The sequence below is a fragment of the Thalassospira sp. MCCC 1A02898 genome (genome assembly GCF_001618185.1).
GTDB classification, from domain to species: domain Bacteria; phylum Pseudomonadota; class Alphaproteobacteria; order Rhodospirillales; family Thalassospiraceae; genus Thalassospira; species Thalassospira tepidiphila.
The window spans coordinates 541,535-567,447 of record NZ_LPXK01000011.1 but is presented as its reverse complement, the minus strand read 5'-3'; the positions used below and the strand labels follow the sequence as shown (position 1 = coordinate 567,447).

Below are 25,913 nucleotides of genomic sequence, written 5' to 3'. Positions count from 1 at the left end.
CTTTGAGGATAAAGAAAAACGGCCCCAAAAAACGGGGCCGTTTTCCAACATTTTCAAGGGATTTGATATCAGCGACCGAACTGGTTCAAAAGCCCCTTAAGCAGGCCTTTGGCCGCATCTTCGGCAGAGCCGCCACCAGAACCACCGGTTCCCGATGAATCGTTGCTTGATCCGCTGCCACCCAGTGCCTTGTCGATCAGGTTGTCGAGAACCCGAACGGCAACCTTGTCCATGCGTCCGGTGATGACCGGGTCATCGATCTTGCCTTTGGCATAGACGCTGAACGGCGGCAATTCTTCGATCTTTTCAGAGAAATCGAAATCAGCCTGCGTATCCATCACCCAGCGCGGCAAATCAAGGGTCGCATCCGCATCCGCTGTACCGACCCGCGACAGTGCTTCGACACGTGTGGTTTTGGCAATGCCGTTGGTGATGGTCATGTCCGCTTCAAGTGATTGCATTAGATCGTTGTTGCCAACACCTTCAACCACCATGGCCTGCGGACCCTGACGAAGCAGTGCTTCGATATTCAGGCGCGGATCCGGCGACCGTTTATCGGCATTACTGAACCGCACATTGTTCAGAACCAGATTGGCCGTACCGTTCAGGGCCGATACCAGACGGCGCGATGTATTGCCCTGCGCATTGGCATCAAATGTCAGTCCCAGTCCGCCAAGGATGGTGTCACTTGCCACCCGGATTGGCACGAGGCTTTCGATCCGCGCACTGTCCAAACGACCGGCAAGGGCCAGTTTGGGCACATCGGTGTTGCGCGCATCAAAGGTGCCGTTAATCGCAAGGTCCCCCTGCCCCAGAAGCCCGGTAAAGCTCGGAATGCTGAGAAGCCCGTTAACCAACGTTGCCTTCAGGTCCGGATTGATCAGGCTATAGGTATCGAAATCGAGCTGATCCAGGGCAACCGCAATATCAGCATCAATCGAACGAAGGGCCGAAACATCAATCACGGTGTCATCCCACGGCGTGCCGTCGCGGGCATCAACGCGGGTAACCATCGTGGCTTTCGGCAGATTGAATGCCGCCTTGCGCGGGCCGCTGCCCATACCAGGCATAAGGCTTGCGCGCTTTTCTGCTGGCAGGAACGGATCCACCACAAGCTTGCCACCCGATAGTGCGACAGAAAGCTTGGGCTGTGCCTGTGAACCATCAAAGCGCACTGTGCCCGACGTTTCAAATGCGCCGAGGATAAGCTTCAGCCCATCGAGCGCGACATTCTGCGCATTGCCCTTCACCGTGCCGGAAACTGCCAATCGGCCAAGATTGCCCGATGGCGTGTAGGTTGGTGCCAAAAGCTCCAGCGCACGGTTTAGGCTGGATGCCTGAACGGCAAGTTTGCCATCAATGCCCGGATTACTGCCAAGCATCTCTGAAACAATACCATCAAGCGCAACCTGCAACAGCGGGTTGGACACATCAAGCGCAACCGTCGGTCCGGTGATCGGACCATTCAGATCCAGATTTGCCTGAACACTCTTGTAACTGCTTGCCGGTGCCGGAAGGGTAATACCCGTCAGCTTTGCCAGCGGCTCCAGCGTTTTGGCCGTGATACGCACGGACAGGTTATCGAATGCCGGCACATCAGCCGAACCGTTGAATGCGCCCTTTGCACTGGCGGCAAGGCCTGCTGCATCGGCAACCGCAAAATTGGTCAGGGTAATATTCGGACCATTGAGGCTGCCATCAATTGAAATGCCACGTACCGACACGCCAGAAGAGATGATCTCATCAGCGGCCAGTCGGTAATTGGCGGCCATACCTTCAAGGGGTGCCAGCGCATCCTTGATGATCTTGACCATATCCTGCTTGGCAGAAGACGCATTGCCCGCATCCGATGAAGATGATGCAGCACCGGTCGATGTATTGCCGCCCGCCTCAGAAGTCGTAGAGACGGAAACGTCCGCATCCGGCGCAGCTGCGACATATTGATCCAGATTGATCCGGTCGAGCTTCAGACCAATGCCCAAGGCAGGCAGGCCCGATCCGCCGAGATTGGCAACAACAGCCCCGCGAATGGCGGTGTCATCGACACGAAGATCAAGATCGGAAATATTGAGTTGTTCGGATGTACCCTTGATCCCGCCGGTCAAGGAGAACCGGCGAAGACGATCAGCACGAATGCCGTCGACATCAACACCCAACCAACGCATGACCGCACGAATGTTTTCGGATGCCACTTCATAGCTAAGTGCTGCACTCAAGTCCGGCGTATTACCCGAAATGCTGCCAAAGACAGATACATCTGTCCCGCCGGGAAGACCGGCAGAAACTTCGTTCAGCGTGATCTTGCTATTGGCGATTGCCGCATTGATCCGCGCATTATGGACCGGCGTCTGGTTATAGATCAGGGTTTCGACTTCAAAATCGATCGACGCCTTCAGATCCGCCGGGATCGCCGGTGCATTGGCAGCACCGTTTTTCTTGACCGAGCTTTGCGACGGGATCGATTGTGCGCCACCTGCCGCGTCGCTTGATGCTTCCGGCGCGCTGTTGGCGTCACTGGACGCAGGCGATGCGCCTGTATTGCCCATATCGGCCAGAACAAGGATGCTATCAAGATCAAGCTGATTGAAGCGAAGCGCAACATCGGCATTGAGGCTTGGTTCCTGATCAATGGCAATCGCGCCAGACCCACGGGTTTCACCAAACCGGATCGAAAGATCATTGAGCGTCACCGATTTGGCATTGGCCGTGATGTGCCCGCCAAGATCAAGCGGCTTGGCCGCGATATCGGGAATGTCGGCATCGTCGCCGGCAATCCGGAGTGCGGCTTCACGCAGGTCATCAAAATTGCCATCAATCTCGCCGTCGAAACCGGGATTATCCGTTGAAAGATCGACACGCCCGGCGACGGTGACACCACCATCGACCTCATCAATGCCCAGTTTCAGACTGACCGGGAACGGTGCAGTCTGGCTGATCTGCCCGACATTCATCGCAAATGTCAGCGGAATACCGCGATAGAAAACATACCCTTCACCCTCCATCGGGCCATTCAGGGTCTCTGCCGATATACCAAGGGTAAGGCCTTCAATTCGTTCTTCGGAGCCCGGCGCGCGATAGATGATGGTCGCGTTTTCAATTTCCAGACGGTCGACCTGAATAGTGCTGGCGAAATCACTGTCGGTGCTCTCAGCGGCATCAGTCGTACCCTCAGCACTCTCGGTTGGTGCCGGGGTGCTTTCAGCCCCCGTACCCGGCGTGCTGATTGTTCCCGCGTCCGGGCCGGAACGTGCGGCCTGTGCGGGATCAAATACCAGATTGTTCGAACCATCTTCAAAGGTCTCAATCGCGATCACCGGATTGATCAGGCTGACTTCGGTCACCTGCACATTGCCGGTCAAAAGCGGCATCAGCGCAACGGAAACCCGGACCTCGTCAATCGACACCATTTCGGCATCCTGTGCGCCCGGTACATTGCCAAGGCTGACATCCGTTGCCGACAGGGATGGTGACGGGATCAGCGACATCGACAGATCGCCCGCAAGATCAAGCTCACGTCCGGTCGCCTCGCGAACAGCCTGACTGACCTCGGCCTTATAGCCATTCCAGTCAATCAATGACGGAATGATCAGCAACGCGGCGACAAGAACCACGAGAAGTGCACCAATTGCGACAAGGATTTTTTTCAACAGTCAGGCTCCGCTAGATCGCATGGTCGCCCCGCCCAAAAAGGCCGCGACCCACAAAGGTTTGATTTCTTGTTCGAAAGCATAAGGCTCGTGATGACTCTCGCAACAGAAAATGGCCAAAGATTATAGCTAATTTCAGGCAAGCTTGATCCATCCGTAACGCCGGGATCGTGCGATGAGTTCCATCGGCACCATCTTCATGTGTGTCAAAGCAGGGCTTTGATCAAGCATCGGGCAGATATTGCACTGTTTTGAAACATTAAAAATAGAACCGGAATACCCGGAAAGAAAACCTTTAACGCCATTTACGAATTTACCAAACGGCGAAATACGTAGTTTAAAATCAATTGGATGGTGGAAATCGGCCTCCGAAATGATACATTTTATAAAACAGAAAAAGAATTCAATCCTGACTTTCATTCCACCCGGATGATCGTTGTACGCAATCGCGACAGGGAGGATTAAAATGACCGATACAATAATCGAAACGCCGGATAAAGCGGTCGACGCCGGTCAACGCGGAATCGTTGTACGCACCATCACCACCGACCAATCAGGCGCCTGGCTGCAAGCGGGCTGGCGTGATTTCAAACGAACCCCGGCCATCGGCCTGACCTATGGGGCGTTTTGCACCATTGCCGGTTGGCTGATCGTGCTCAGCATTTTCCGTTCTGGCGAACCTTATCTGACCTTGCCGCTTGCGGCGGGCTTTATGCTGTTGGCACCTGTGCTTGCGGTTGGACTTTATGAAACCAGTCGCCGGCTTGAGATGGGCGAAAACGTTACCCTGTGGCACAGCCTGAATGGTTTTCGCCGCAATCCCGGCCAAATCGGCGCCATCGGTGTTTTGCTGATGTTGTTCTTTTTGGCGTGGACGCGCATTGCGATGTTGCTTTTTGCGCTGTTTTACAACGGCACCATGCCATCGCTTGATGTGCTGGTCTGGCAAACCTTCTTCTCGCGCGATGCAATCACCTTCCTGATTACTGGCGGTTTATTGGGTGGGGTGTTGGCGGTGATTGCCTTTGCGGTATCGGTGGTATCGATCCCGCTTCTGGTTGATCGCGATGTCGATGTGATTACCGCTGTCATCATCAGTGTTTCGGCGTTTCGCAAAAACTGGAAGGTTCTGATTGGATGGGGGGCCGTGATTGCCATCCTGTCTGCTTGCGGGATGGTCGTATTCCTGTTCGGGCTTGCCATCACGATGCCGCTTCTGGGCTTTTCAAGCTGGCATGCCTATCGCGGGATCATCGATGAAAGTCAGGCCGATGTCGCCCGCCTGCGCCGTCAGGTTCCGTAAGCATCTCTCTGCTAACTGATCTGTAAACGCCGCCCCTGGAACGGGCGGCGTTTTTTGTTGCGCAAATTTTTTGCGCAGCACCGATGCATGCACGGGAACAAATATCGCGACCAGCAGTTTAAGCTTTGTGGCGATTGACCTGCGTATAAGGCAGCGAGATATCGATCACGCATCCGCAAACTTCACTGGCGTCGTTGCCATAAATTGTCCAAGATCAGTCGGCAACAGATCAGCATCTGGCAACCATCTGCATTTACGAGTTATTTTTGATCATGCATCAAGCCCGTGCACCCCGCCACGTTATCGCCGTTTCCGCATCCCTGTTCGCGCTGCTTGCGGGCACCCAAGGGGCTTTTGCGCAAACCAATACGGCCGATGGCCCGCAATCGACCCGGACCCCGGATGACAAATGGGGTGTGTCGCTGTCGGTTGAAAACGATCTGTTCACGCCGACAAACAGTGATCAGCATTACACCAACGGTGTGCGGCTTGCGTTTATCTCGCCCGAAGACGACGCCCCGGCGAGCTTTCTGAACGTTGCCAAAAAAGTCCCGTTCTTCGCATCCGAAGGACGCATTCGCACCAGCTATTCGCTGGGCCAGACCATGTATACGCCCGACGACATCACGGTTGCTGAAAATCAGCCCAATGACCGCCCATGGGCCGGGATGCTGTATGGCACGGCGGGGCTGTTATCTGATACCGGCCTGCAGAAAAATGGGACGGATAGTAATTATTCGCGCATTGATACGCTGGAACTGACCCTTGGCGTGGTTGGTCCGGCATCGCTTGCCGATGAAACGCAATCCTTTGTCCACAAGTTGATCGATAGCCCCCACCCCGAAGGCTGGGACAATCAGATCAAGAACGAACCGATCATTGGCCTGACCTATGAACGGAAATATCGTGGCTGGTTCGAAGCCGATCTGTTGGGTGTTGAATTCGACGCCACCCCGCACGGGGCCGTGACGCTGGGTAATGCCTTTACCAATGCGGAACTGGGCACGATGTTCCGGATGGGCTTTGACCTGCCGGCCGATTACGGCCCGCCGCGCATCCGCCCCAGCCTGCCGGGATCGGATTTCTTTGTCCCTGACACCGATGGCTTCCCGCTAAGCGGTTATGTCTTTGCCGGTTTTGCCGGGCGCTATGTCGCGCGTGACATCACCCTTGATGGCAACACCTTTGCCGACAGTGCATCGGTCGATAAGGAACCATGGGTTGGCGATTTGCAGATCGGTCTTGCCGTGATCATCGGCCAGGCGCGCCTGACCTACACCCATGTTTATCGCACCCCGGAATTCACCGCCCAAAGCGGTGCGGACCAGTTCGGGTCGCTTTCGCTTTCCTTCCGGTTCTGATCCGAAAACAAAAACGGGGCCAAATGGCCCCGTTTTCAATGAGATAACCCTATTGGTCTGATGATATCAAAGACCGGGGATCAGCTTACCCGGATTCATCAGACCTTTGGGATCAAGGGCGTTTTTGATCGCCCGCATGACGGCAATGGTATCTTCGCCATGCTCGGTCACCATGAAATCAAGCTTGCCATAGCCAATGCCATGTTCGCCGGTGCAGGTGCCGCCAAGTTTAAGCGCCCGTTCGACCATGCGTTTGTGCAGGCGGTTGGCTTCTTCCATCTGGGCCGGATCTTCGGGATCAAGCAGGATCAGGGTATGGAAGTTGCCATCGCCGACATGACCGATGATCGTGCAGGTCAGCGGGCTGGCATCACAATCAGCACGGGTTTCGGAAATCGCCTCGGCCAGTTTGGAAATCGGAACGCAGACGTCGGTCGGCATGCCGGCCTTGCCCGGTTCAAGCTGAAGCGACGCGTAATAGGCCTTGTGGCGCGCGGCCCAAAGCTTGTTGCGGTCTTCCTGGCGGGTGGCCCACTGGAATTCCTCGGCACCGAATTCCTCGGCAACCGATTGGACGAATTCTGCCTGTTCCTTCACCCCGGCTTCGGTGCCATGGAATTCGAAGAACAGGGTCGGGGCTTCCTTGTGGTCCAGCTTGGAATAGTTATTCACTGCACGGACCTGCAACGGATCAAGGAACTCGATACGGGCGACAGGAATGCCAGCCTGGATGGTCAGGATGACGGTATTAACCGCATCTTCCACCGTCGGAAAGGCACAGACAGCAGCCGACATCGCCTCTGGGATACCATAAAGCTTCAGTCCGATTTCGGTAATGACACCCAGCGTCCCTTCGGAACCAACGAACAGACGAGTCAGGTCATAACCCGCCGATGATTTACGCGCGCGGTTGGCCGTTTTGATGATTTTGCCATCCGGGGTCACGACCGTCAGGCTAAGGACGTTTTCACGCATCGTGCCATAACGCACGGCATTGGTACCCGATGCACGGGTCGCGGTCATCCCGCCGATGGAGGCATTGGCCCCCGGATCAATCGGGAAGAATAACCCGGTATCGCGCAGATGGTCATTCAGCTGTTCACGGGTCACACCGGCCTGAACGCGGCAATCAAGATCCTCGTTATTAACTTCAAGGATGTTGTTCATCTGCGAAACGTCAATACAGATACCACCGCGAAGCGCCGCGACATGCCCTTCAAGCGACGATCCGGTACCAAACGGCACAATCGGCACTTCGTGGGCAGCACAGAGTTTAACCACCTCGGCCACTTCCTCGGTCGAGTGGGCAAAGACCACCGCATCGGGTGGCGATGCTTCATGCCAGCTTTCGTCCTTGCCGTGTTGTTCAAGCACGGATGCAGCCGTTGAAAGCCGATCGCCAAGCATTTCGCGCAACGCGTTGATCAGACTTTCCGGGGTTTCGATACGTTCATACTGACGAACTGACATGATTTTACTCTTTCGGCCTGTGTGGTCCTGATGGCGGCTGTCGCTTCCCGGTGCGCCTCAAATCTTTGGGGAAGACAGCACCGGACAGAAATTTGGCAAACACCCTACGCCGAGATGCCCGAAATTGGTATTACCTTTTACCCAAACCTTGCAAAAAATTCTCGCGGTCGGGATCTGCAAAGAATGCAGAGATATCGCGCAAGCCCAAGTTCTGGCGATATCTCCACCTGTTTTTGACACCATGAAATGGCATCGGAATATGCCGGGCCCGGCGCCCTAGCCCTTGTTGCGATCCTGTGGCAGGGCGGCGGCAATGCGATCCGCCAGACGCGCGAATGGCAGACTTTGCAGCCAGACCGTCCCCGGTCCTTCCAGGGTCGTGACGAACAGGCCTTCACCGCCAAACAGCGCATTGGTGAACCCGCCGACAAACTTGATCGAATAATCAACCGATGGCGTCATCGCGACCAACGCACCGGTATCCACCCGAAGCGTCTGGCCCGGCTTAAGGTCCTTGCGAATAATCGTGCCGCCCGCATGCATGAAGGCCAGGCCATCGCCGCTCAGACGTTGAAGGATAAAGCCCTCCCCGCCGAAAAGACCTGCGCCGAGTTTTTTGGAAAAGGCGATATCAATATCAATACCAGATGCCGCACAGAGAAACGCATCCTTCTGACAGATAATCTCGCCACCATGTTCACCCAGATCAAGCGGCACCACCTTGCCCGGATAGGGGGCGGCAAAGGCAACATGCCCCTTGCCCGATCCTTCATGGACAAAACTTGTGATAAAGAACCCCTCGCCCGTCAGCATGCGCTTGAAGCCGGAAAACAGCCCGCCACCGGTGCCGGTCTGCATGGCGATGCCATCGCTCATATACATCATGGCGCCGGCTTCTGCCCGGACGCCCTCGCCCGGATCGAGTTCGATTTCAACCAGCTGCATCTCTTCGCCATGGATCGTATAATCGATCACGTCTGCCATCTGGGCGTCTCCTGTTTTTCTGAATTAACCGTGCTTTACGGCCAAGTTTGGAACCTCGCGGTTTCAATCGCAAGAAAAAGGGGCGAAAACACGACAAGCGCACCCAAACCCAGCGAAGACCATCAATTTTGCAGAACTATACGTGAGACTGAAACACCATCGTCAAGATGTTGAAGCGAAAGCATTTTGTTAAGAGGTTTCGTATAGTCCTAATAATACCATGATAGGGTCAGGACCTGCTAATTTGGTTGGAATGGTCGTGCAGATTTGTTCGGATACGCGGAGCCAAGCCGCCGAAAGATATAAATCTTTCAAGGCTTTGCGACAAAGTAGGCCGCGCAAATCTGAGCGATCCGGAGGACAGAGCTTATATTTGCGAACTCCCGCGTCAAATCCCTTGCGCGGGATGCCGACCCGCTCGGCGGGAGTTTCCTTGGATTTCACAAATATAAGCTCTGCCATTCCAATCAAATTAGTAGATCCTGACCCTAAATGTATATTACGGCGATCAGGGCAACTGATCGGTCTCGGACAAAGGCGCTTGCGATGGTCTTGCTTAGGAAATTTGACTGGATCACTCAGGACGAGGTGATGAAGGCGTCGCTTGATAAGTGGCAGCGTGTCGTCGATCTGATGACGCAGCTTCTTGGTGCCACGGCCGGATATGTTGTCGAATATAACGACAAGATCGGCTTCCGCGCAGCCCTGACAAGCAAGAACCCGGAAAATCCGTTTCCCGAAGTTTCGGGAAAACCGCAATCGCTTGACGCCAATTTGTATTGCCGTCGGGTGGTCGCCACAAAGTCAGCCTTTTACGAACCCGACGCCAGCAACAAGCCCGAATGGGCTGACAACCCCGAAGTCGTCGAAGAAGGCTATATATCCTATTTCGGGGTGCCGCTTTTGTGGCCAAACGGCCTGGTCTTCGGGACACTTTGCGTGTTTGACACCAAGGCCACACACTATGAAAACCCGTTGCAGGAATTGATGGAGGTCTTCCGCGACCTGATCGAAGCCGATTTGCGCCTGTATGAGCAATACGAAATCATGCGCAACCTTTCGATGACCGATCCGCTGACCGGCATGAACAACCGCGCCGGGTTTGAGATGCTGGCCCATCAGAAAATCCGCATCGCCAAACGCTATCACCACAATATCGGGATCATCTTTATCGATCTTGATGACATGAAACACTGGAACGATGATTACGGCCATGCCGCCGGGGATGCCGCCCTTCGCGCAGTCGGCAAGGCCATCACGGACAGCATCCGCGAGGTTGATATTTGCGGGCGCATTGGCGGGGATGAATTCGCCGTTCTGGGTTATGTGCGCAATCGCGGCGATTTGACGACGATTGTGACCCGGGTGCGCAACGCCCTTGATCACGTCAAACTTACTGTGCCGACCGCGAAATCCCCGATCCGCGAAACACCGCAAATCAGTTCCGGCGCGTCGGTCTTCTTCGAGCCGCTTGATAAAAGCCTTGAGGATATGATGGCGATTGCCGATCTCGAGATGTATCGCGACAAAAAAAGCCGCCGCAAATAATCACCCACCAACGCTTGGCCCAACCACTGCCTGTCCATATCCGAACTGTCATCCCCACCCTTGAGGGCAGTGTGTCATTAACCTCCCGGTATTGTTTTTGAGTGAAACTGATCTCAAAGGGGCAGACCCGAAAGAACAATGACTTAGAGCGCACGACATGCAAATACGCAAAGGCACCGCAGACGACCTGCCTGAAATACGTGCGATTTCCGAACGCACGATAGAGCTCGGCTGTCTGGTCGAAGACCTTGATGAGACAACCAGCATCCATGCCCGCAGTGTGATAGAAATGGCGGTTGATGCCTTTTCCTCCAGTGTGCAGTCTGACAATCACTCGGTCTATGTCGCCGCCCGCGACGATAATCTTCTGGGCTATGTCATTGCCATCCATGATGCCCCTGAAATCCGCTGGATCGTTGTCGATCCCGCAGCCCAAGGCACTGGTGCGGGCAAGGCATTGATGATTGCCGCCCTTGATGCCCTGGCCGAACGCGGTGTGCGCAGCAATGTGCGCCTGACCGTTCCGGCGGCCAATGAACGCGCCAAGGCGTTTTACCGCAAATTCGGCTTTATGGTCACAGGCCCGATCAATGACCAGAAAGTGCCGATGATTGAAATGCAGCGCGCCGCTTGACAAATGCGCGCAATCGGACAATTTTTCGTCCGAACCTTAATCGGAGATTTTATGTCAGAGTCCCGGCACAGCCGCTGATCGCGGTTTGACAGCCTAGCGTCTTTCCTGCTTCCAGACCGCTGATCAGCAGATCGGACCGCCTGCCCGACCTTAAACCGGGTGCGCGTGACCGGTACTGTTGTGCCCGTCCCGATCGAAAACCGTTTTCCCAACTGGTTTTCGGACTCTGACCGATGAATATTTCAAAGAATGAACAGCGCGTGCTGCATGCACTCGCACAAGGCGGCCTGATCAAAGTGATCAAGGACGACAAAAACCATGTTCTTGAAGCAGATTGCATCACCCGCGACGGCTGGTTTCTGACCGCCTGTACGCTTGATGTCTTCAAGAAGCTGCGCAAACGCCGACTGATCCGATCACAAGGCGGCGGACCTTACCGCATTACCCGTGAAGGATTGCTCGCAGTGCGCGCAGAACTATGTCAACGCTAACAGCAAAGCCCGGCTGCCAAAGCAGCCGGGCATAGTCTGTGAGGACCCCACCAATCCCCCTTCCCAAGCCGCAGCAATCTTCAATTGAATCAACCAACAGTTGCCACACCAACAAATAAGCTATTATGTTAGAAGCAAATAATACTTGTTAATGAGAGTGCTGCAAACATGGTGTTGCGATGCGGTTTAAACTGGTTTCCACACAGTGTTACACGTTATGTCGAACGCTATACCACCAGCACAAATGTTTCATTAGTTGATACAGACCAAGGCCTAGGTTTCCTTAAAGGGCCGTCCCCAGCAGGGTATCAAGCACTTGCATGCGAACTACTTGGCACAGAGTTAGCAGGGTGGATTGGACTTCCCACGTTCGATTTCAGCACTATTAATGTCGATAGAAATTTAGTGCCGGACAACATTGAAAATGATTTTGAAAGCCGTTTTTTCACTGGCTACATAAGCAAGAATGAGAGAGATCTAGTTACTTGGGACGGCCATTCCGAAATACTAGAAATTACAAAAAATCGGGAATGCATTTCGGGACTTGTTGTCTTTGACACATGGATTATGAACTTCGACCGCTGCGGCCCTGACCCAAACATTCACGAGATCAATCTCGACAACTACGCTTTTGTGCCTGCAGGCAGAGGCAAGTACAAAATCCTGGCAATTGACCATACCCATATTTTAACAGAAGGAGACCTATGGGTAGACATATTTGATCCTGATTTTGCAATTACTGACGACATCTATGGACTTCCAGAAGCATTTAAACCATATGTCAACCATAGATCAGCTAAGCCATTCTTGGAAAAACTCAGGAATATTGACGCAGAGGAAATATCTGAGATAGTCAGATCAATTCCCTCCGAATGGGGGAATACAGGGGCATTAACTGAAAAGTTAACCGAGTGCCTTTGCAACCGCGCGAAACATGTTGTCGAAAATTTACCTGAAAAAATCTTTGACGACGCAGATCTCTTTGATTGGAAGGAGGGTTAGACAATGAGCCAGTATTCAGCTTACTACTCAATTTTGCAGTACTGCCCTCATCCTGAGAGGTTTGAGGCGATAAATGTCGGCGTTGTCCTTCGTCCCCAAGACTCAGGACAAGAAGTAAAGGTACGCGTGGTTAGTGCGGGAAAGCGCGTTGAACAAGTTTTTGGCAATATAGTTGAAAACAGTTTCCTATTTGCACTGAACAGCTTCTGCAACCGTGTGCGAGACGAACTTAGCAAACCTGCTTTCAAAGATAGTTTTTCTGAATTTGCAAATAAGAGAGCTAACCAGTTCAGGGTAACGCCGCTGAAGCCTGTGTATGTAAGCAATCTGGAAGATGAAGCAGACCTACTGTTTGATAAGTTGGTTGGTGAACCAGTCAAACATCAGAGAAAACCTGCTGCAAAAAGCAAATTGAAGAAGATCTTCCACTTGAAAGGTGTGCTTCCACTTCTTGATCAAAAGCCGGAAGTTGTAGTTTTGCCTGAGTATGATTTGAAGATTAAGGCGGCATTTGGCTATCAGAACGGTTCGTACAATCTCATTGACGCAGTTAACATGACGGATCGGGACAGTGCAAAAGTTCTCAAAGAAGCAGGAGAGCGAGCCTTAGAAGGCTCTCTTTTGTTCAAACACTTCGCACACCGACAAAACGACAGAGAAAAGAAAAAGCTGATTGTGGTTGCCGACTTTGGCAGCCATCCATTTAAGCTTTTTCAGGACGTGCGCGATATCCTTAAGAATGATGGTACAAAACTGTACCGAATGGATGAAATTGACGGCTTGATTGATAACATTTCCGCAAATAAGCACGTCCACTAAAATCTACTTTAATTCACATGACGATCAGGAAGACCATCTATTGCGCGGCCTTCTCACCCGCAATCGCCTGAGCCCGTTTATAGGGGCCAAACGGGATTTCCTTGGGATCGAAGGTTTCAGCGGATGCACGTTCCCAACGGGAATGCCATTCATGGAGTTCCGGAAGTTCGGTATCTTGCAACAGGAAGCCTTCGGGCAGGTAGGGATAGGCTTCGTTGCCATCAACAAACTCGTTGTCTTTCTGACGCACCATGAAGTGATAGGGCATGAAGTTGCGCGGATCAGTCAAACCGGCCGCACCGGTGATTTCCGCTAGGGCATGCATGGTGTTTTTATGGAAGCGTGCGACACGTTCGCTTTTGTCGCCCGGATCAAGGGCGCGTTGGCGGATTTTATCCTGTGTTGCGATCCCGACCGGGCAGCAGTTGGTATGGCAGCTTTGGGCCTGAATACAGCCCAAGGCAAACATGAAACCGCGTGCGGCATTGCACCAGTCTGCGCCCAACGCCAGCGTTCGGGCAATATCGAAGGCCGAGACGATCTTGCCGGCTGCACCAATTTTGATCTGATCGCGGACACCAGCCCCACGCAGCGCATTATGGACAAAGGTCAGGCCTTCTTGCATCGGCATGCCAACCCGGTTGGCAAATTCTACCGGCGCGGCACCAGTGCCACCTTCCTTACCATCCACGACGATGAAGTCCGGGGTGATGCCGGTTTTCAGCATCGCCTTGATGATCGACATGAATTCGCGGCGGTGCCCGATGCAAAGCTTGAACCCGACCGGCTTGCCACCCGAAAGATCACGTAACCGGCCAATGAATTCCATCAGGCCAATCGGGGTTGAGAAAACACTGTGTGCGGCGGGCGACACGCAATCCTGCCCCATCGGGATGCCACGGGCCTCGGCAATTTCGGCGGTGATTTTGGCCGATGGCAACATGCCGCCATGGCCGGGCTTTGCACCCTGACTAAGCTTTACCTCGATCATTTTGACCTGCGGGTCGGCGGCGGTTATGGCAAATTTTTCCTCGGAAAAACTGCCATCTTCGTTGCGCGCCCCGAAATAACCCGACGCTACCTGATAGATCAGATCGCCACCCCCTTCGCGGTGATAACGTGAAATGCTGCCTTCGCCGGTATCATGCGCAAAGCCGCCCTTTTTGGCACCCTTGTTGAGCGCCAGGATTGCGTTGCCCGACAACGCACCAAAGCTCATGGCAGAGATATTATACAGGCTGCAATCATAGGGCTGCTTGCAATGCGGGCCGCCAACGCGCACCCGAAAATCGGTATCGGTGATGTGCTTGGGCGCGACGGAATGGGTAATCCATGAATAGCCGGATTTATAGACTTCTTCGATCGTGCCGAACGGGCGTTTGTCTTCGACACCCTTGGCGCGCTGATAGACAAGACCGCGTGCCTGACGGCTGAACGGGATTTCATCCTGATCGCTTTCAAGCAGATATTGGCGGATTTCCGGACGGAAGCTTTCGAGGATGAAGCGGATATGCGCACTGATCGGGTAGTTACGCAGGATGGAATGCTTGTTCTGATAAAGGTCGTGAATACCAACCAGCACCAGCAACCCGAAAATGACCGCAGGCACCCAGAACCAGACATCAACGGCCGTCGCCAAGATCACAGAGGCCAAAGCCAAAACCACAACACCCGTCATCACGAAGTAGCGCTGGTTCAAAATGAAGAATTTCACGGTGCTCTCTTCCTGTCCTGTTCAGGCCGATCTGATCCACGAAAAGCCGCCTTGTGCGGGGAGGCATCTGACCCTTCGTATCCGAGATAGCAGCAACATCCATGATCATCGTTGATTTGATCACGGGCCTCAATGGCAATGTCGTTGATTTCAGGGTCTAAACCCTAATTGCCCCCCATTTGATCTGAATGTGGGAACGTTTGAACCAACATCAAGAAAAAGCCGCCTTGCAACAGGGAAGCAAGGCGGCTTTGGGGACCGGAAACAAACAGGTGTTTAAGGGGGGAACACGTTCCCGGTCCGCAACATCTGGTAATGCAGGGGCCGATCAGGCCTTGCCGTAGCCCCCGCCACCCGGGGTTTCGATAACAAAGACATCGCCCCGATGCATTTCCGCACCATCGGTGCCCTTAAGCTCGATCACGGTACCATCGATGCGTTCGACAGCGTTCCGACCAAGCTGACCGGGCTCCCCGCCCGCACAGGCCTGAACCGGCACGCGACGGTGGTTGGACAGGATCGATGCGGTCATGTCTTCAAGGAAGCGCACACGACGGATCGCACCATCGCCACCCTTGTGTTTGCCTTTACCACCTGATCCTTTGCGGATTTCAAAGCTTTCGAGCAGGACCGGGAAGCGCCATTCAAGCACTTCCGGATCGGTCAGGCGCGAGTTGGTCATATGCGAATGAACAGCCGCCGTACCATCAAAGTCGGGACCGGCACCGGTACCGCCGCAGATGGTTTCGTAATACTGGTGCGTATCATTGCCCCAGGTGAAGTTGTTCATCGTGCCCTGACCACCAGACAGCACGCCAAGGGCGGCATAAAGCGTATCGGTGACATGCATGCTGGTTTCAACGTTACCGGCAACAACGGCGGCCGGATAACGCGGGTTAAGCATCGATCCTTCGGGCACGATCAGATTGACCGGCTTCAGGCACCCGGCATTGAGCGGAATGTCATCATCAACAAGCGTTCTGAAGACATAAAGCACAGCTGCACGGGTCACCGCCGACGGGGCATTGAAGTTGTTATCAAGCTGATCGGACGTGCCGGTGAAATCAACCGTCGCCGAACGGGTTGCCTTATCGATGGTGACCTTGACGCGGACAACCGCGCCATTGTCCATTTCATAGGCGTATTCGCCGTCTTTCAGGACATCAATCACACGACGCACGCTTTCTTCGGCGTTGTCCTGAACGTGCTGCATATAGGCATGCACGACATCAAGGCCAAAGTGATCGACCATCTTGCGCAGTTCCTGCACACCCTTTTCGTTGGCCGCGATCTGTGCACGCAGATCGGCGATGTTTTGATAGGGGTTACGTGCCGGATATTTCGCACCTTCAAGAAGGTCGGTCAGGCCTTTTTCATCGAACGTGCCCTGATCAACCAGTTTGAAGTTGTTGATCAGAACGCCTTCTTCTTCAAGGACGCGCGAGTTTGGCGCCATGGAGCCCGGCGTGATACCGCCGACATCGGCATGGTGACCACGTGATGCGACATAGAACAGCACTTCCTTGCCGTCATCGCCAAACACCGGGGTGATCAGCGTGATGTCAGGCAGGTGCGTACCGCCGTTATACGGGTCATTGAGCATATAAACATCGCCCGGCTTCATTTTGCCGTCGTTGTTTTTGATCACGGCCTGAACCGATTCACCCATCGAGCCAAGGTGGACGGGCATATGCGGGGCGTTGGCGATCAGAAGGCCTTCCTGATCAAACACCGCACATGAGAAGTCCAGACGTTCCTTGATGTTGACCGAGTATGAGGTGTTGGCAAGCGTCACACCCATCTGCTCGGCAATGTTCATGAACAGGTTGTTGAACACTTCAAGCATCACCGGATCGGCCTGGGTGCCAATCGCCTCTGAACGTTTCATCGGCACGACACGGTTCAGGATCAGATGATCAAGGCCATTCACCTTGGCTTCCCAGCCCGGATCGATCACGGTGGTGCCAACCGGCTCGACAATCACGGCCGGGCCGCGCACCGTCGCACCGGGTTTCAGGTTTTCACGTTTGTAGAACGGGGTCTGTTCGGTTTTGCCATCAAAGACGACCGGACGGGTCGCAAGCGGCTTGAGCATGACTTCCGCACCATCAAGCTCAGCCGACGACGCCGGAAGGCTTTGGGTTTCGCCAATCGCTTCAACCGCGACGGCCTCAACCACCAGCGGCTTTCCGGTCATGACAAAGCCGTAGCGCTGTTTATGCTGTTCTTCGAACTGGGCTGTGATGGCATCAACATCGCCGAAATCAACAATCAGCGGGGTGTCAGTACCGTCATAACGCAGATGCAGGCGTTTCAGCAGGCTGATCTTGTCATCCGAAATGCCCTGTTCTTTCAGTTCTGCCAAGGCATCAACCGCCAAGGCATCAAGCTGCTTATCGAGATCTGCAAGGCCTTCGGCGGCAAGTTTACCTTCGACCGCCTGTTCACGCATCGCACGGATATCGGCAAGGCCCATGCCATAGGCCGACAGAACACCGGCGAACGGATGGACAAAGACCTTGGTCATACCAAGGGTATCGGCAACCTGACAGGCGTGCTGACCACCGGCACCGCCAAAGCATTGCAGGATATAGTCGCTGACGTCATAGCCGCGCTGGACCGAGATTTGCTTGATGGCGTTTGCCATGTTTTCGACGGCAATGCGCAGGAAGCCTTCGGCGACTTCTTCGGGGGTGCGGATCTGGCCGGTGTTCTTTTCGATGTCAGCGGCCATTTCCTCAAAGCCCTTGCGCACGGCATCGGCATTAAGTGGCTCGTCCCCTTCGGGGCCAAAGACATTCGGGAAGAAGTCCGGCTGGACCTTGCCCAGCATGACGTTGATGTCAGTCACCGCCAGCGGACCACCACGACGATAGGCCGCAGGCCCCGGGTTGGCACCGGCACTGTCTGGACCAACACGGAAACGCGCACCATCGAAATGCAGGATCGAACCGCCACCGGCCGCAACCGTGTGGATTTTCATCATCGGCGCACGCATGCGCACACCGGCAACCTGGGTTTCGAAATCACGTTCGTATTCGCCGTCATAGTGCGAAACGTCGGTCGATGTGCCGCCCATATCGAAACCGATGACCTGTTTGAAGCCATCCATTTCTGCCGTACGGACCATGCCAACCACACCGCCCGCCGGACCGGACAGGATCGCATCCTTGCCCTGGAACTTGACCGCATCGGTCAAACCGCCATTGGACTGCATGAACATCAATTTCACACCGCCCAGTTCGGAGGCGACCTGATCAACATAACGACGCAGGATCGGCGACAGATAGGCATCAACCACCGTGGTATCGCCGCGCGATACCAGCTTCATCAGCGGGCTGACCTGATGGCTGACGGACACCTGGGTAAAGCCGATGTCACGGGCAACCTTTTCGGCGGCCAGTTCATGCGCGGTATAGCGATAACCATGCATAAACACGATGGCGCAGGCACGAATGCCGCTGTCATAGACTTTCTGCAAGTCGGCCCGAAGGGTATCGAGGTCCATCCCTTCGAGTTCATGACCCTGCGCGTCAAAACGGCCAGCGGTTTCGATCACGGTTTCATAAAGCGTTTCGGGCAGAATGATGTTGCGATCAAACAGGCGTGGGCGGTTCTGATAGGCCAAACGCAGCGCATCGCGGAAGCCCTTGTTAGTGACCAGGACCGTGCGGTCGCCTTTGCGTTCAAGCAGGGCGTTGGTCGCAACCGTGGTGCCCATTTTGACGGCTTCGATTTTCTCGGCCGGGATTTTCTCGCCATCGGCAACTTCAAGCAGTTCGCGGATGCCCTGAATGGCGGCGTCCTTATACCGTTCGGGGTTTTCCGACAGCAGTTTGTGGGTGACAAGCGCGCCATTGGGTTTGCGGGCAACGATATCGGTAAATGTGCCGCCGCGATCGATCCAGAACTGCCATTTCGGCTGTCCGGTGGTCTGCGAGGCGGGCGAATTTTGGTCGAGCGGGGCCATGATGCTCACTCCTTCAGGCATCTGTAGTCAGAAAATTCGAGTATTTTGGTCAGTTCAAATCATGAACTGTTAGCCACTCATTTGCGTTGGCAGCCAGGTGACGATCCCCGGAAATACGGTGATCAAAAGGGCGGCAAACAACAGCAGGAAGAAGAATGGCAAGGCAGCAACTGCAATCTTGAACAGGTTCTTGCCTGTCAGGCCTTGCAGAACGAAAAGGTTAAAGCCGACCGGTGGTGTGATCTGTGACATTTCGACCACCAGCACGACATAGATGCCGAACCACAACAGGTCGATGCCAGCGGCCTGCACCATCGGCAGGATCACAGAGGTTGTCAGAACCACCACTGAAATACCGTCAAGGAAACATCCCAGAACGATAAAGAAGATCGTCAGCGCACCGAGCAGCGCATAGGGCGACAGCTCCATCTGGGCGATCCATGCAGCGAGTTCACGCGGCACACCGGTAAAGCCCATGGCAACAGTCAATACCGCGGCACCTGCAAGGATAAAGCAGATCATGCAGGACGTCCGGGTGGCACCCATGATGCCATCAAGCAGGCTTTCCTTGGAAAGCGACCCGCTTAGGGCTGAGAGGATCAACGCACCGACCACACCGAATGCCGCGGCCTCTGTCGGGGTTGCCACCCCGCCATAGATCGAGCCGATGACAGCCGCAATCAGAACGATGACCGGGATCAGACGGCCGGATGCGCGGATTTTTTCAGCAAACGGAATGCTGGGGGCCGCTTCGGGCATCTTGTCCTTGTTGATCGTGGCCCAGATGCCAACGAAGCTCATGAACATGATGATCAGCATCACACCGGGGATCACGCCGGCAATGAAAAGACGGGCAATCGAAAGTTCGGCCGAAACACCATAAACAATCAGGATGATCGACGGCGGGATCAGAAGCCCCAGCGTACCGGACCCGGCAAGGGTTCCGAGGATCAGGCTGTCGGCATAGCCCTGTTTACGAAGTTCGGGGATCGACATGCGCCCGATGGTGGCCGCCGTTGCCGCCGACGACCCCGACACCGCGGCAAAGATACCGCAGCCGAGAATATTCACATGCAACAACCGACCCGGAAGTTTGTTCAGCCACGGTGCAAGCCCGGTGAACATGTCTTCGGACAGGCGGGACCGGAAAAGGATTTCACCCATCCAGATAAACAGCGGCAGCGGTGCCAGTGACCAGGTCGCAAGGCTTGACCATGCGGTTGTCGCGATGATCGGACCGGTTTGCGCACTGGTGAAAACATCAATGGCAAAGACGCCAATGGCAAAAAGTGCAAGTGCAACCCACAGACCAGCGCCCAGAAACAGGAACAGCAGGCCCATCAGGATAAGACCGATTTGAAGTACGTCCATGACCGCCCCCTACTCGTTCAGTTCGTTCGCTTCGCCGCCGACAAAAGCGGGTTCACGGCCAGCCAGAAGATCAACAAATGCTTCGAGCAGAGCGATGGTAAAGACAACCAGTCCAAAGGCCATGGCGGTTTGCGGGATCCACAACGGGAAGGCCAGAACGCCGGGCGAGGTATCGCCATACGAAAAGCTTTCCTCGGCCAGAACCGCCATCCACCAGGCGAAGTAACCGGCAAGATAAATCGCAGCCAACAGCGTGATCGCTTCCATTGTCCGACGGACGCGGCCTTTGAGGTGCGAAAGGACGATCATGACCCGGATATGTGTGCCAGCGCGCAGCGCCGGACCAAGGGCAAGGAACGTACCGGCAGCAAGCGAGAACCCGGCCAGTTCATTGGCATCGTGAACGGCGATCCCGACAAGACGCCCCAAGGACTGGGCGAGGATCAGCAGCGCAATGATTACCAGGAACGCGGCCGCCAAAACGGCACTGAATTTGAATAAATAATCTAGCAGTCTGCGCACAGCAGTCCCCCTTTCCGCCAACGATTATCCCCAAAGCGACGTATCGTACCTAACGGACAGTAACATTAAAATGTGCGGATTGTCCGGGACCGAACGGAGGACGACAGCCGTCCGGCCCCGACAATTGGCAAGAACTGGTGCTTAGTTCTTGAACGCGTCGATGATGGCCTGGCCTTCATCTCCGGTTTTTTCCAGCCAACCAGCGACCATTTTGTCACCAGCTGCTGCCAGACCGTCTTTGAGTTCTGCACTCGGTGCAGCAACGTTCATGCCGTTTTCAGAGAGAATTTTCTTTTTCTCTTCGGCTTCTGCCATGCTCATTTCCCAGCCGCGGGTTTCGGCTTTGGCAGCAGCTTCAAGAACAGCAGCCTGAACGTCAGCAGACAGGCCATCGAATGCGCTTTCGCTTACGATAACCATGTTTTTCGGAAGCCATGCCTGAACGTCATAGAAGTTCGAAACAAAGTCCCATGCCTTGGAGTTGGCACCGGTCGACGGCGACGTGATCATCGCTTCGACAATGCCGGTTGCAAAGGCGGTCGGGATTTCCGGAACTTCAACCTGGGTCGCGACCATGCCGGTCAGCGATGCCAGTTCGGACGTGGTGGCGTTATAGGCGCGGAACTTGACACCATCGAGGTCAGCAACGCTGTTGACTTCGTTCGCGGTGTAAAGGCCCTGTGCCGGCCACGGAACAGCATAAAGAACTTTAAGACCGTCTTTTGCGAGGGCGGCTTCGATGCCTTGGCGCGATACTTCCCAAAGTTTCTTGGCGTCTTCATAAGACGTCGCAAGGAACGGGATCGCGTCAACAGTGTAGATCGGGTTTTCGTTGGCCAGCAGCGAAATCAGGGTTTCGCCGATCGGCACCAGGCCGCGCTGAACCGAACGTTTGATATCAGCATGCTTGAACAGCGAACCACCGGAATGAACGGTGATGCTCAGCTCACCGCCAGATGCTTCATTCACATCCTTGGCAAATTCAATGATGTTCTGGGTGTGGAAAGTCGCGTCAGGATACGGGGTTGCCATGTCCCAGGTTTCTTCAGCGGATGCAAAGCCGGCTGACATGGTGATCGCTGCGACTGCGACAGTCGAAAGTGCTTTTTTCAACATTTTTCAAGTCTCCCTGTGTGTGATGCAAGCCGATACACGTTATCGCGTATCGAGACTCCAAAGTAGCCTCCCGACACATTGATCACATTTTGCCGACAAATTGTCAACTTTAATTCATAGCAGATATGCACAATCCGGGAAACAACACCGTAGAACCCCGCCTGCGTGAACCCGCAAAAACCGACCATTCGTCTGAAATTTTTGTTGTTATTGTTGCCTGCCGGGGGCATTCAACTAGCGATCAAGCAAATAACAAGTGGGGAAAATCCAATGTCTGATCTTTCGGGGAAGTCTGTCTGGATTACAGGTGCCGGTAGCGGCATCGGTGAGGCAATTGCCAAATCTCTGGCGGCTGGCGGGGCACACGTTGCCCTTTCGGCGCGGCGCGAAGAGACACTTCGACAAGTTGCAGATGACATTGTGGCAAGCGGGGGAAAAGTTGAAATTTACACGCTCGACATCAGTGACAGCGACAAGGTTTTTGAAACGGTCGCGAAAATCAAAAGCGCGATGGGCAAAATTGATGTGCTGATCAACTGCGCTGGCGTGAACACCCCGAAACGGCATTGGCGCGATCTTGATATCAAAGACTGGCAGCGTATCGTCGCTGTCAATCTGAACGGTGTCGCCAACACCGTTTGCGCGACCCTGCCCTTGATGCGCGATCAGCAAGACGGACTTATCATCAATATTGCGTCCTGGGCCGCAAAGCATGAATTCCCGGTCGCAGGTCCTGCCTATATTGCCTCCAAGCGCGGTGTCGTGGAGTTGTCCCACAGCATCAATCAGGAAGAACTGCACAACAACATCCGCTGTTGCTGCATTTCACCGGGCGAGGTTGCCACCCCGATCCTTCAGCAACGCCCGGTACCGATACAACAGGAAGAACTTGATCGTCTTTTAAAGCCAAGCGATCTTGCAGAAATCGTGACTTATGTCGTTGGGGCACCCATGCGGGTCTGCTTCAACGAGATCGTGATGTCCCCGACCTACAACCGCACCCTGTTACCTATTCAGCCCTAGGTGTTGCTCCCAGACATCGGGGATGCGAGGGACAAGCCTTAACGCCGGTATCAGCAGCGCGAGTTACATCGCGCTTGCTGCACGTGATGCCTGGTCATAGACACCGGAAATCGCGCGAAGGGTCTTGGCGACATCCCCGACCTCCTCGCTATTGACGCCAAGCCGCTGGAAAGTCTCAATCAGGCAATCCTCGCGGACCTGGCGGTATTTTTCGCACATTTCGCGGCCGTCCTTGGTGGTCGCGTAATGTACTTCCTTGCCGCGTTTGACACCCTCGACCAGTCCGAGTTTGCGGAGCTTTTTAAGGGAATAGTTCACAAGATGGCTGTCCTCGACATTCAGGACAAAGCACACTTCAGACAGGCTTTTTTCCCGCTCACGGGAATTGACATTGTGCAGCACCAGAATATCGAGAACCGACACATCGGGCATACCCGCCGCACGCATGCACCGCACCATCCAGCGGTTAAATGCGTTGCCTGACAGGATCAACGCAAATTCAAGTTCCGACAGTTCGGCTGCGCGTTCCGAGACAAGATGTGACGATGAGACGATACGTGTTTTATCAGCCATCCGACGTTCCCTGTAATGCAGTATTCCCGGTCACCAACATAGGTTCCGACCAGGTTCATTGGAAGTTTGTCGGCATTTTATCGCGATAAAGGCGACAAGGTAAAGCCCCTGCCGCCTTATACTTATCGGCAATTCACCGTTAAAGTGTGCGCATCCGTTCGAGAAAACCATCAATCTGCGACCGCAAATCACCGCTTTGTTGACCAAGGTTATTGGCCGAAACGTTGACGTTGCCGGCGGCTTCGTTGGTTTCATTGACAGCTGCAGATACCCCTTGCATGGCAGCCGAGATTTCCTCTGTCCCGGCGGCGGCCTGCTCCACGTTCTGCGAAATCTCGCTGGTGGCAACAGTTTGCTGTTCAACCGCAGCCGCCACCGCAGCTGCGCGTTCGCTGATGTCTGAGATCATTTTGACAATCTCGTCGATTGCATCGACGGCAAGGCTTGTCGCCTGCTGGATATCGTTGATCTGGGATGTGATTTCCTCGGTTGCCTTGCCCGTCTGATTGGCAAGGTTTTTCACCTCGCTCGCGACGACGGCAAAGCCCTTGCCAGCATCCCCCGCCCTGGCGGCCTCAATCGTTGCATTAAGCGCCAGCAAGTTGGTTTGTTCGGCAATATCATTGATCAGGCTGATGACTTCGCCGATTTTGATCGCAGAATCATTAAGCCCCTGAATATTGTCATTGGTATTGCGCGCCCGCTCGGTTGCGGACTGTGCCATGGTTGACGTTTCAGTGACCTGACCGGAAATCTCGTTGATAGAAGCCGAAAGTTCGGTTGCGGCCGTGGCAACCAGCTGCACATTCGAAGAAGCCTCTTCCGCACCGGAAGACACCGCCATCGACTGGTTGGTCGCTGTTTCAGCACTGTTACGCAATACGTTCGACACCTGATGGAGTTGCTCCACCGCTATTCCGACATCGGCCATGACGGCAACCACCGCCTGATCGAATTCCTGAATATAGCGCTCCTGCGTCTCCATGCGTTTGCGGCGTTTTTCGTCTTCGGCCTTTTGCGCCGCTTCAAGCTTGATGCGTTCGATACCGTTTTCACGGAAGACCAGAACCGCACGCCCCATCTCGCCAATTTCGTCAGCCCGCTTCACTTCGTTGATGTCCACATCAAAGTCGTTTTCAGCCAATCGGGTCATTTTGTTGGTTAGACCGCTGATCGCGCTGACAATGGCACGCGCCAACAAGAACGAAAGCCCCATCAACGCCAGAACACCGATTGAATACATGATGACCGAAACCGTCAGACTGGTTTCTGCAATGCTGTCAGCTCTTTGCTTTTGGGTCTGTGCGATTGCCCCAATCGACTGACTGAGTTCATTAAGGATCGGCTCTGCCTCGGCATAATAGTCGGACAAAAAGCCGAGCTCTGCTTCGCGTTGCAGGATCTTTTCAGACAGCGCCTTGAAATCGGCGACATATGACTTCATCAAATCGGTGATTTTATCCTGCTCGTCGGCGGGAATGTTTGAGGCGGCCAATGCCGGTCCGAACTCGGCAAGGCGGTCATCGATCCGACCGACATACTTTGGATCAAGGCGTGCCAGAAAGTCCTTCTCGTGGCGGCGCATCATCAACATGATTACCGTAAGGTTGTCGGCATTATATTTCTTGAGCGCCTCTTCGACATTGTGCACCGAGGAACGTAACCGTCCCAGAAGCCCTTCTTCCTCGTTCAACCCGATTTCTCGCTGCAAACCGACAACCACCGAAAACTTGGCGTCATAGTTGGCAAAGGCCGTCACGATTTCCTGAAGCTGTGCATCAAAGGCGTTCAGTTCCGGTGCCTGTTCAAGCTGCTCGAGGCCTGCATTGACGTCTTGGACGACACTGGCATGCTCGGAAACATATTTTTCGTCCATGCGCAGCAGGAAATCCTTTTCCCGCCGACGTGCATTCAGAAATTCACGCGAAACAGCATCAGCAACCAGTTTGTTTTCCAGCGCACTTTCGGCGACCTCTTCGGCGGCCCGTCTTTGTTGCTCGGCAATGAATTGCACGGCACCAACAACAATAAAGATCAAAAGTGCCACCCCGCCGATCAGCGATATTTGATAGAGAAGTCTCATTCGGGAAAGAAAATTCATCTTGGCCCCCAAGAAGTTGCCCCGCCTTTGCCACAGCTTCTCGCCCGCTGGCATCAGCGCAGGTTTCTATTCAACAACGAAATGAAGACACCTATCGCGCCCGCCAGATCAAATCGGGGGAACCTTGCCCCATATGTCGGGAAACCATTTCGGCCTCTAAGCCTTGGCAAGACATAATTGATGCTTGCCCGGTGTCTGTCTCTTACTCAACTGAATCACATTTGGTGTGAGGCACAACAAAACAAGAGGAAAGATTGCTCTTTC

Annotated in this window: 18 protein-coding genes; 8 read left to right on the top strand and 10 right to left on the bottom strand. The window is 54.3% G+C overall.

The genetic code is table 11. The features are described from left to right. Positions 1-68 precede the first annotated feature (68 nt). Positions 69-3,647, bottom strand: a complete 3,579-nt coding sequence (locus AUQ41_RS13540) for an AsmA family protein (RefSeq protein ID WP_063088866.1) — start codon at positions 3,645-3,647, stop codon at positions 69-71. A gap of 466 nt (positions 3,648-4,113) precedes the next feature. Between AUQ41_RS13540 and AUQ41_RS13530 the strand changes: the two genes are divergently transcribed. Further along, positions 4,114-4,950 (top strand): DUF2189 domain-containing protein, encoded by an 837-nt coding sequence (locus tag AUQ41_RS13530; protein ID WP_008889630.1) that lies wholly within the window; start codon positions 4,114-4,116, stop codon positions 4,948-4,950. 272 nt (positions 4,951-5,222) lie between these two features. Next, a complete protein-coding gene (locus AUQ41_RS13525) occupies positions 5,223-6,311 on the top strand; it encodes a lipid A deacylase LpxR family protein (RefSeq protein ID WP_063089032.1) in 1,089 nt (362 codons plus the stop codon). Between the two features lie 66 nt (positions 6,312-6,377). Here AUQ41_RS13525 and AUQ41_RS13520 read toward each other — a convergent pair whose 3' ends face one another. Beyond that, positions 6,378-7,781 carry an FAD-linked oxidase C-terminal domain-containing protein gene (locus tag AUQ41_RS13520; protein WP_008889628.1) on the bottom strand — a complete coding sequence of 468 codons (1,404 nt, stop codon included), beginning with the start codon at positions 7,779-7,781 and terminating at the stop codon, positions 6,378-6,380. A 276-nt stretch (positions 7,782-8,057) separates the two neighbouring features. Continuing rightward, positions 8,058-8,765: a TIGR00266 family protein gene (locus AUQ41_RS13515; protein WP_063088864.1), complete on the bottom strand. Its 708-nt coding sequence runs from the start codon at positions 8,763-8,765 to the stop codon at positions 8,058-8,060. 546 nt (positions 8,766-9,311) lie between these two features. On the opposite strand from AUQ41_RS13515, the gene AUQ41_RS13505 reads away from it, so the two are divergent. The 5 genes from AUQ41_RS13505 (at position 9,312) to AUQ41_RS13485 (ending at position 13,259) form a co-directional block, all read left to right on the top strand. Continuing rightward, positions 9,312-10,313 (top strand): sensor domain-containing diguanylate cyclase, encoded by a 1,002-nt coding sequence (locus AUQ41_RS13505; RefSeq protein WP_232308395.1) that lies wholly within the window; start codon positions 9,312-9,314, stop codon positions 10,311-10,313. Between the two features lie 157 nt (positions 10,314-10,470). Then, positions 10,471-10,947 (top strand): GNAT family N-acetyltransferase, encoded by a 477-nt coding sequence (locus AUQ41_RS13500; protein ID WP_063088861.1) that lies wholly within the window; start codon positions 10,471-10,473, stop codon positions 10,945-10,947. A gap of 233 nt (positions 10,948-11,180) precedes the next feature. Beyond that, entirely contained in the window at positions 11,181-11,438 is a 258-nt protein-coding gene (locus tag AUQ41_RS13495) for a YjhX family toxin (RefSeq protein WP_063088860.1), read from the top strand. Between the two features lie 168 nt (positions 11,439-11,606). Then, a complete protein-coding gene (locus AUQ41_RS13490) occupies positions 11,607-12,440 on the top strand; it encodes a HipA family kinase (protein WP_083952659.1) in 834 nt (277 codons plus the stop codon). A gap of 3 nt (positions 12,441-12,443) precedes the next feature. Next, positions 12,444-13,259 carry a DUF3037 domain-containing protein gene (locus tag AUQ41_RS13485; RefSeq protein ID WP_063088858.1) on the top strand — a complete coding sequence of 272 codons (816 nt, stop codon included), beginning with the start codon at positions 12,444-12,446 and terminating at the stop codon, positions 13,257-13,259. Between the two features lie 37 nt (positions 13,260-13,296). On the opposite strand, the gene AUQ41_RS13480 is transcribed toward AUQ41_RS13485, so the two are convergent. The 5 genes from AUQ41_RS13480 to AUQ41_RS13460 form a co-directional block, all read right to left on the bottom strand. Further along, the gene (locus tag AUQ41_RS13480) at positions 13,297-14,973 is read right to left on the bottom strand and encodes an FMN-binding glutamate synthase family protein (protein WP_143588657.1); all 1,677 of its coding nucleotides are present in this window, start codon (positions 14,971-14,973) and stop codon (positions 13,297-13,299) included. 328 nt (positions 14,974-15,301) lie between these two features. Continuing rightward, complete coding sequence (locus tag AUQ41_RS13475) at positions 15,302-18,943, bottom strand: hydantoinase B/oxoprolinase family protein (protein WP_063088857.1); 3,642 nt, start codon at positions 18,941-18,943, stop codon at positions 15,302-15,304. 69 nt (positions 18,944-19,012) lie between these two features. After that, positions 19,013-20,314 (bottom strand): TRAP transporter large permease, encoded by a 1,302-nt coding sequence (locus AUQ41_RS13470; RefSeq protein ID WP_008889618.1) that lies wholly within the window; start codon positions 20,312-20,314, stop codon positions 19,013-19,015. A gap of 9 nt (positions 20,315-20,323) precedes the next feature. Further along, a complete protein-coding gene (locus tag AUQ41_RS13465) occupies positions 20,324-20,836 on the bottom strand; it encodes a TRAP transporter small permease (RefSeq protein ID WP_063088856.1) in 513 nt (170 codons plus the stop codon). A 141-nt stretch (positions 20,837-20,977) separates the two neighbouring features. Further along, positions 20,978-21,952, bottom strand: a complete 975-nt coding sequence (locus tag AUQ41_RS13460; RefSeq protein WP_063088855.1) for a TRAP transporter substrate-binding protein — start codon at positions 21,950-21,952, stop codon at positions 20,978-20,980. Positions 21,953-22,222: 270 nt separating this feature from the next. Here AUQ41_RS13460 and AUQ41_RS13455 point away from each other — a divergent pair, with 270 nt between their 5' ends. Then, the gene (locus AUQ41_RS13455) at positions 22,223-22,975 is read left to right on the top strand and encodes an SDR family oxidoreductase (protein WP_063088854.1); all 753 of its coding nucleotides are present in this window, start codon (positions 22,223-22,225) and stop codon (positions 22,973-22,975) included. Positions 22,976-23,038: 63 nt separating this feature from the next. Here the strand turns inward: AUQ41_RS13455 and AUQ41_RS13450 are convergent, their stop codons facing one another. Both AUQ41_RS13450 and AUQ41_RS13445 read right to left on the bottom strand, forming a co-directional pair. Further along, the gene (locus tag AUQ41_RS13450; protein WP_063088853.1) at positions 23,039-23,548 is read right to left on the bottom strand and encodes a winged helix DNA-binding protein; all 510 of its coding nucleotides are present in this window, start codon (positions 23,546-23,548) and stop codon (positions 23,039-23,041) included. A gap of 139 nt (positions 23,549-23,687) precedes the next feature. Continuing rightward, positions 23,688-25,649 carry a methyl-accepting chemotaxis protein gene (locus AUQ41_RS13445; RefSeq protein ID WP_232308394.1) on the bottom strand — a complete coding sequence of 654 codons (1,962 nt, stop codon included), beginning with the start codon at positions 25,647-25,649 and terminating at the stop codon, positions 23,688-23,690. Between the last annotated feature and the right edge of the window lie 264 nt (positions 25,650-25,913).

Excerpts from the sequence above, each read along its gene's own strand:
- AUQ41_RS13505 (WP_232308395.1), top strand. The coding sequence starts at position 9,312 with ATGGTCTTGCTTAGGAAATTTGACTGGATCACTCAGGACGAGGTGATG.
- AUQ41_RS13460 (WP_063088855.1), bottom strand. The coding sequence starts at position 21,952 with ATGTTGAAAAAAGCACTTTCGACTGTCGCAGTCGCAGCGATCACCATG.
- AUQ41_RS13485 (WP_063088858.1), top strand. The coding sequence starts at position 12,444 with ATGAGCCAGTATTCAGCTTACTACTCAATTTTGCAGTACTGCCCTCAT.
- AUQ41_RS13520 (WP_008889628.1), bottom strand. The coding sequence starts at position 7,781 with ATGTCAGTTCGTCAGTATGAACGTATCGAAACCCCGGAAAGTCTGATC.
- AUQ41_RS13525 (WP_063089032.1), top strand. The coding sequence starts at position 5,223 with ATGCATCAAGCCCGTGCACCCCGCCACGTTATCGCCGTTTCCGCATCC.
- AUQ41_RS13470 (WP_008889618.1), bottom strand. The coding sequence starts at position 20,314 with ATGGACGTACTTCAAATCGGTCTTATCCTGATGGGCCTGCTGTTCCTG.
- AUQ41_RS13515 (WP_063088864.1), bottom strand. The coding sequence starts at position 8,765 with ATGGCAGACGTGATCGATTATACGATCCATGGCGAAGAGATGCAGCTG.
- AUQ41_RS13450 (WP_063088853.1), bottom strand. The coding sequence starts at position 23,548 with ATGGCTGATAAAACACGTATCGTCTCATCGTCACATCTTGTCTCGGAA.
- AUQ41_RS13455 (WP_063088854.1), top strand. The coding sequence starts at position 22,223 with ATGTCTGATCTTTCGGGGAAGTCTGTCTGGATTACAGGTGCCGGTAGC.
- AUQ41_RS13445 (WP_232308394.1), bottom strand. The coding sequence starts at position 25,649 with ATGAATTTTCTTTCCCGAATGAGACTTCTCTATCAAATATCGCTGATC.
- AUQ41_RS13500 (WP_063088861.1), top strand. The coding sequence starts at position 10,471 with ATGCAAATACGCAAAGGCACCGCAGACGACCTGCCTGAAATACGTGCG.
- AUQ41_RS13490 (WP_083952659.1), top strand. The coding sequence starts at position 11,607 with ATGGTGTTGCGATGCGGTTTAAACTGGTTTCCACACAGTGTTACACGT.
- AUQ41_RS13495 (WP_063088860.1), top strand. The coding sequence starts at position 11,181 with ATGAATATTTCAAAGAATGAACAGCGCGTGCTGCATGCACTCGCACAA.
- AUQ41_RS13530 (WP_008889630.1), top strand. The coding sequence starts at position 4,114 with ATGACCGATACAATAATCGAAACGCCGGATAAAGCGGTCGACGCCGGT.
- AUQ41_RS13475 (WP_063088857.1), bottom strand. The coding sequence starts at position 18,943 with ATGGCCCCGCTCGACCAAAATTCGCCCGCCTCGCAGACCACCGGACAG.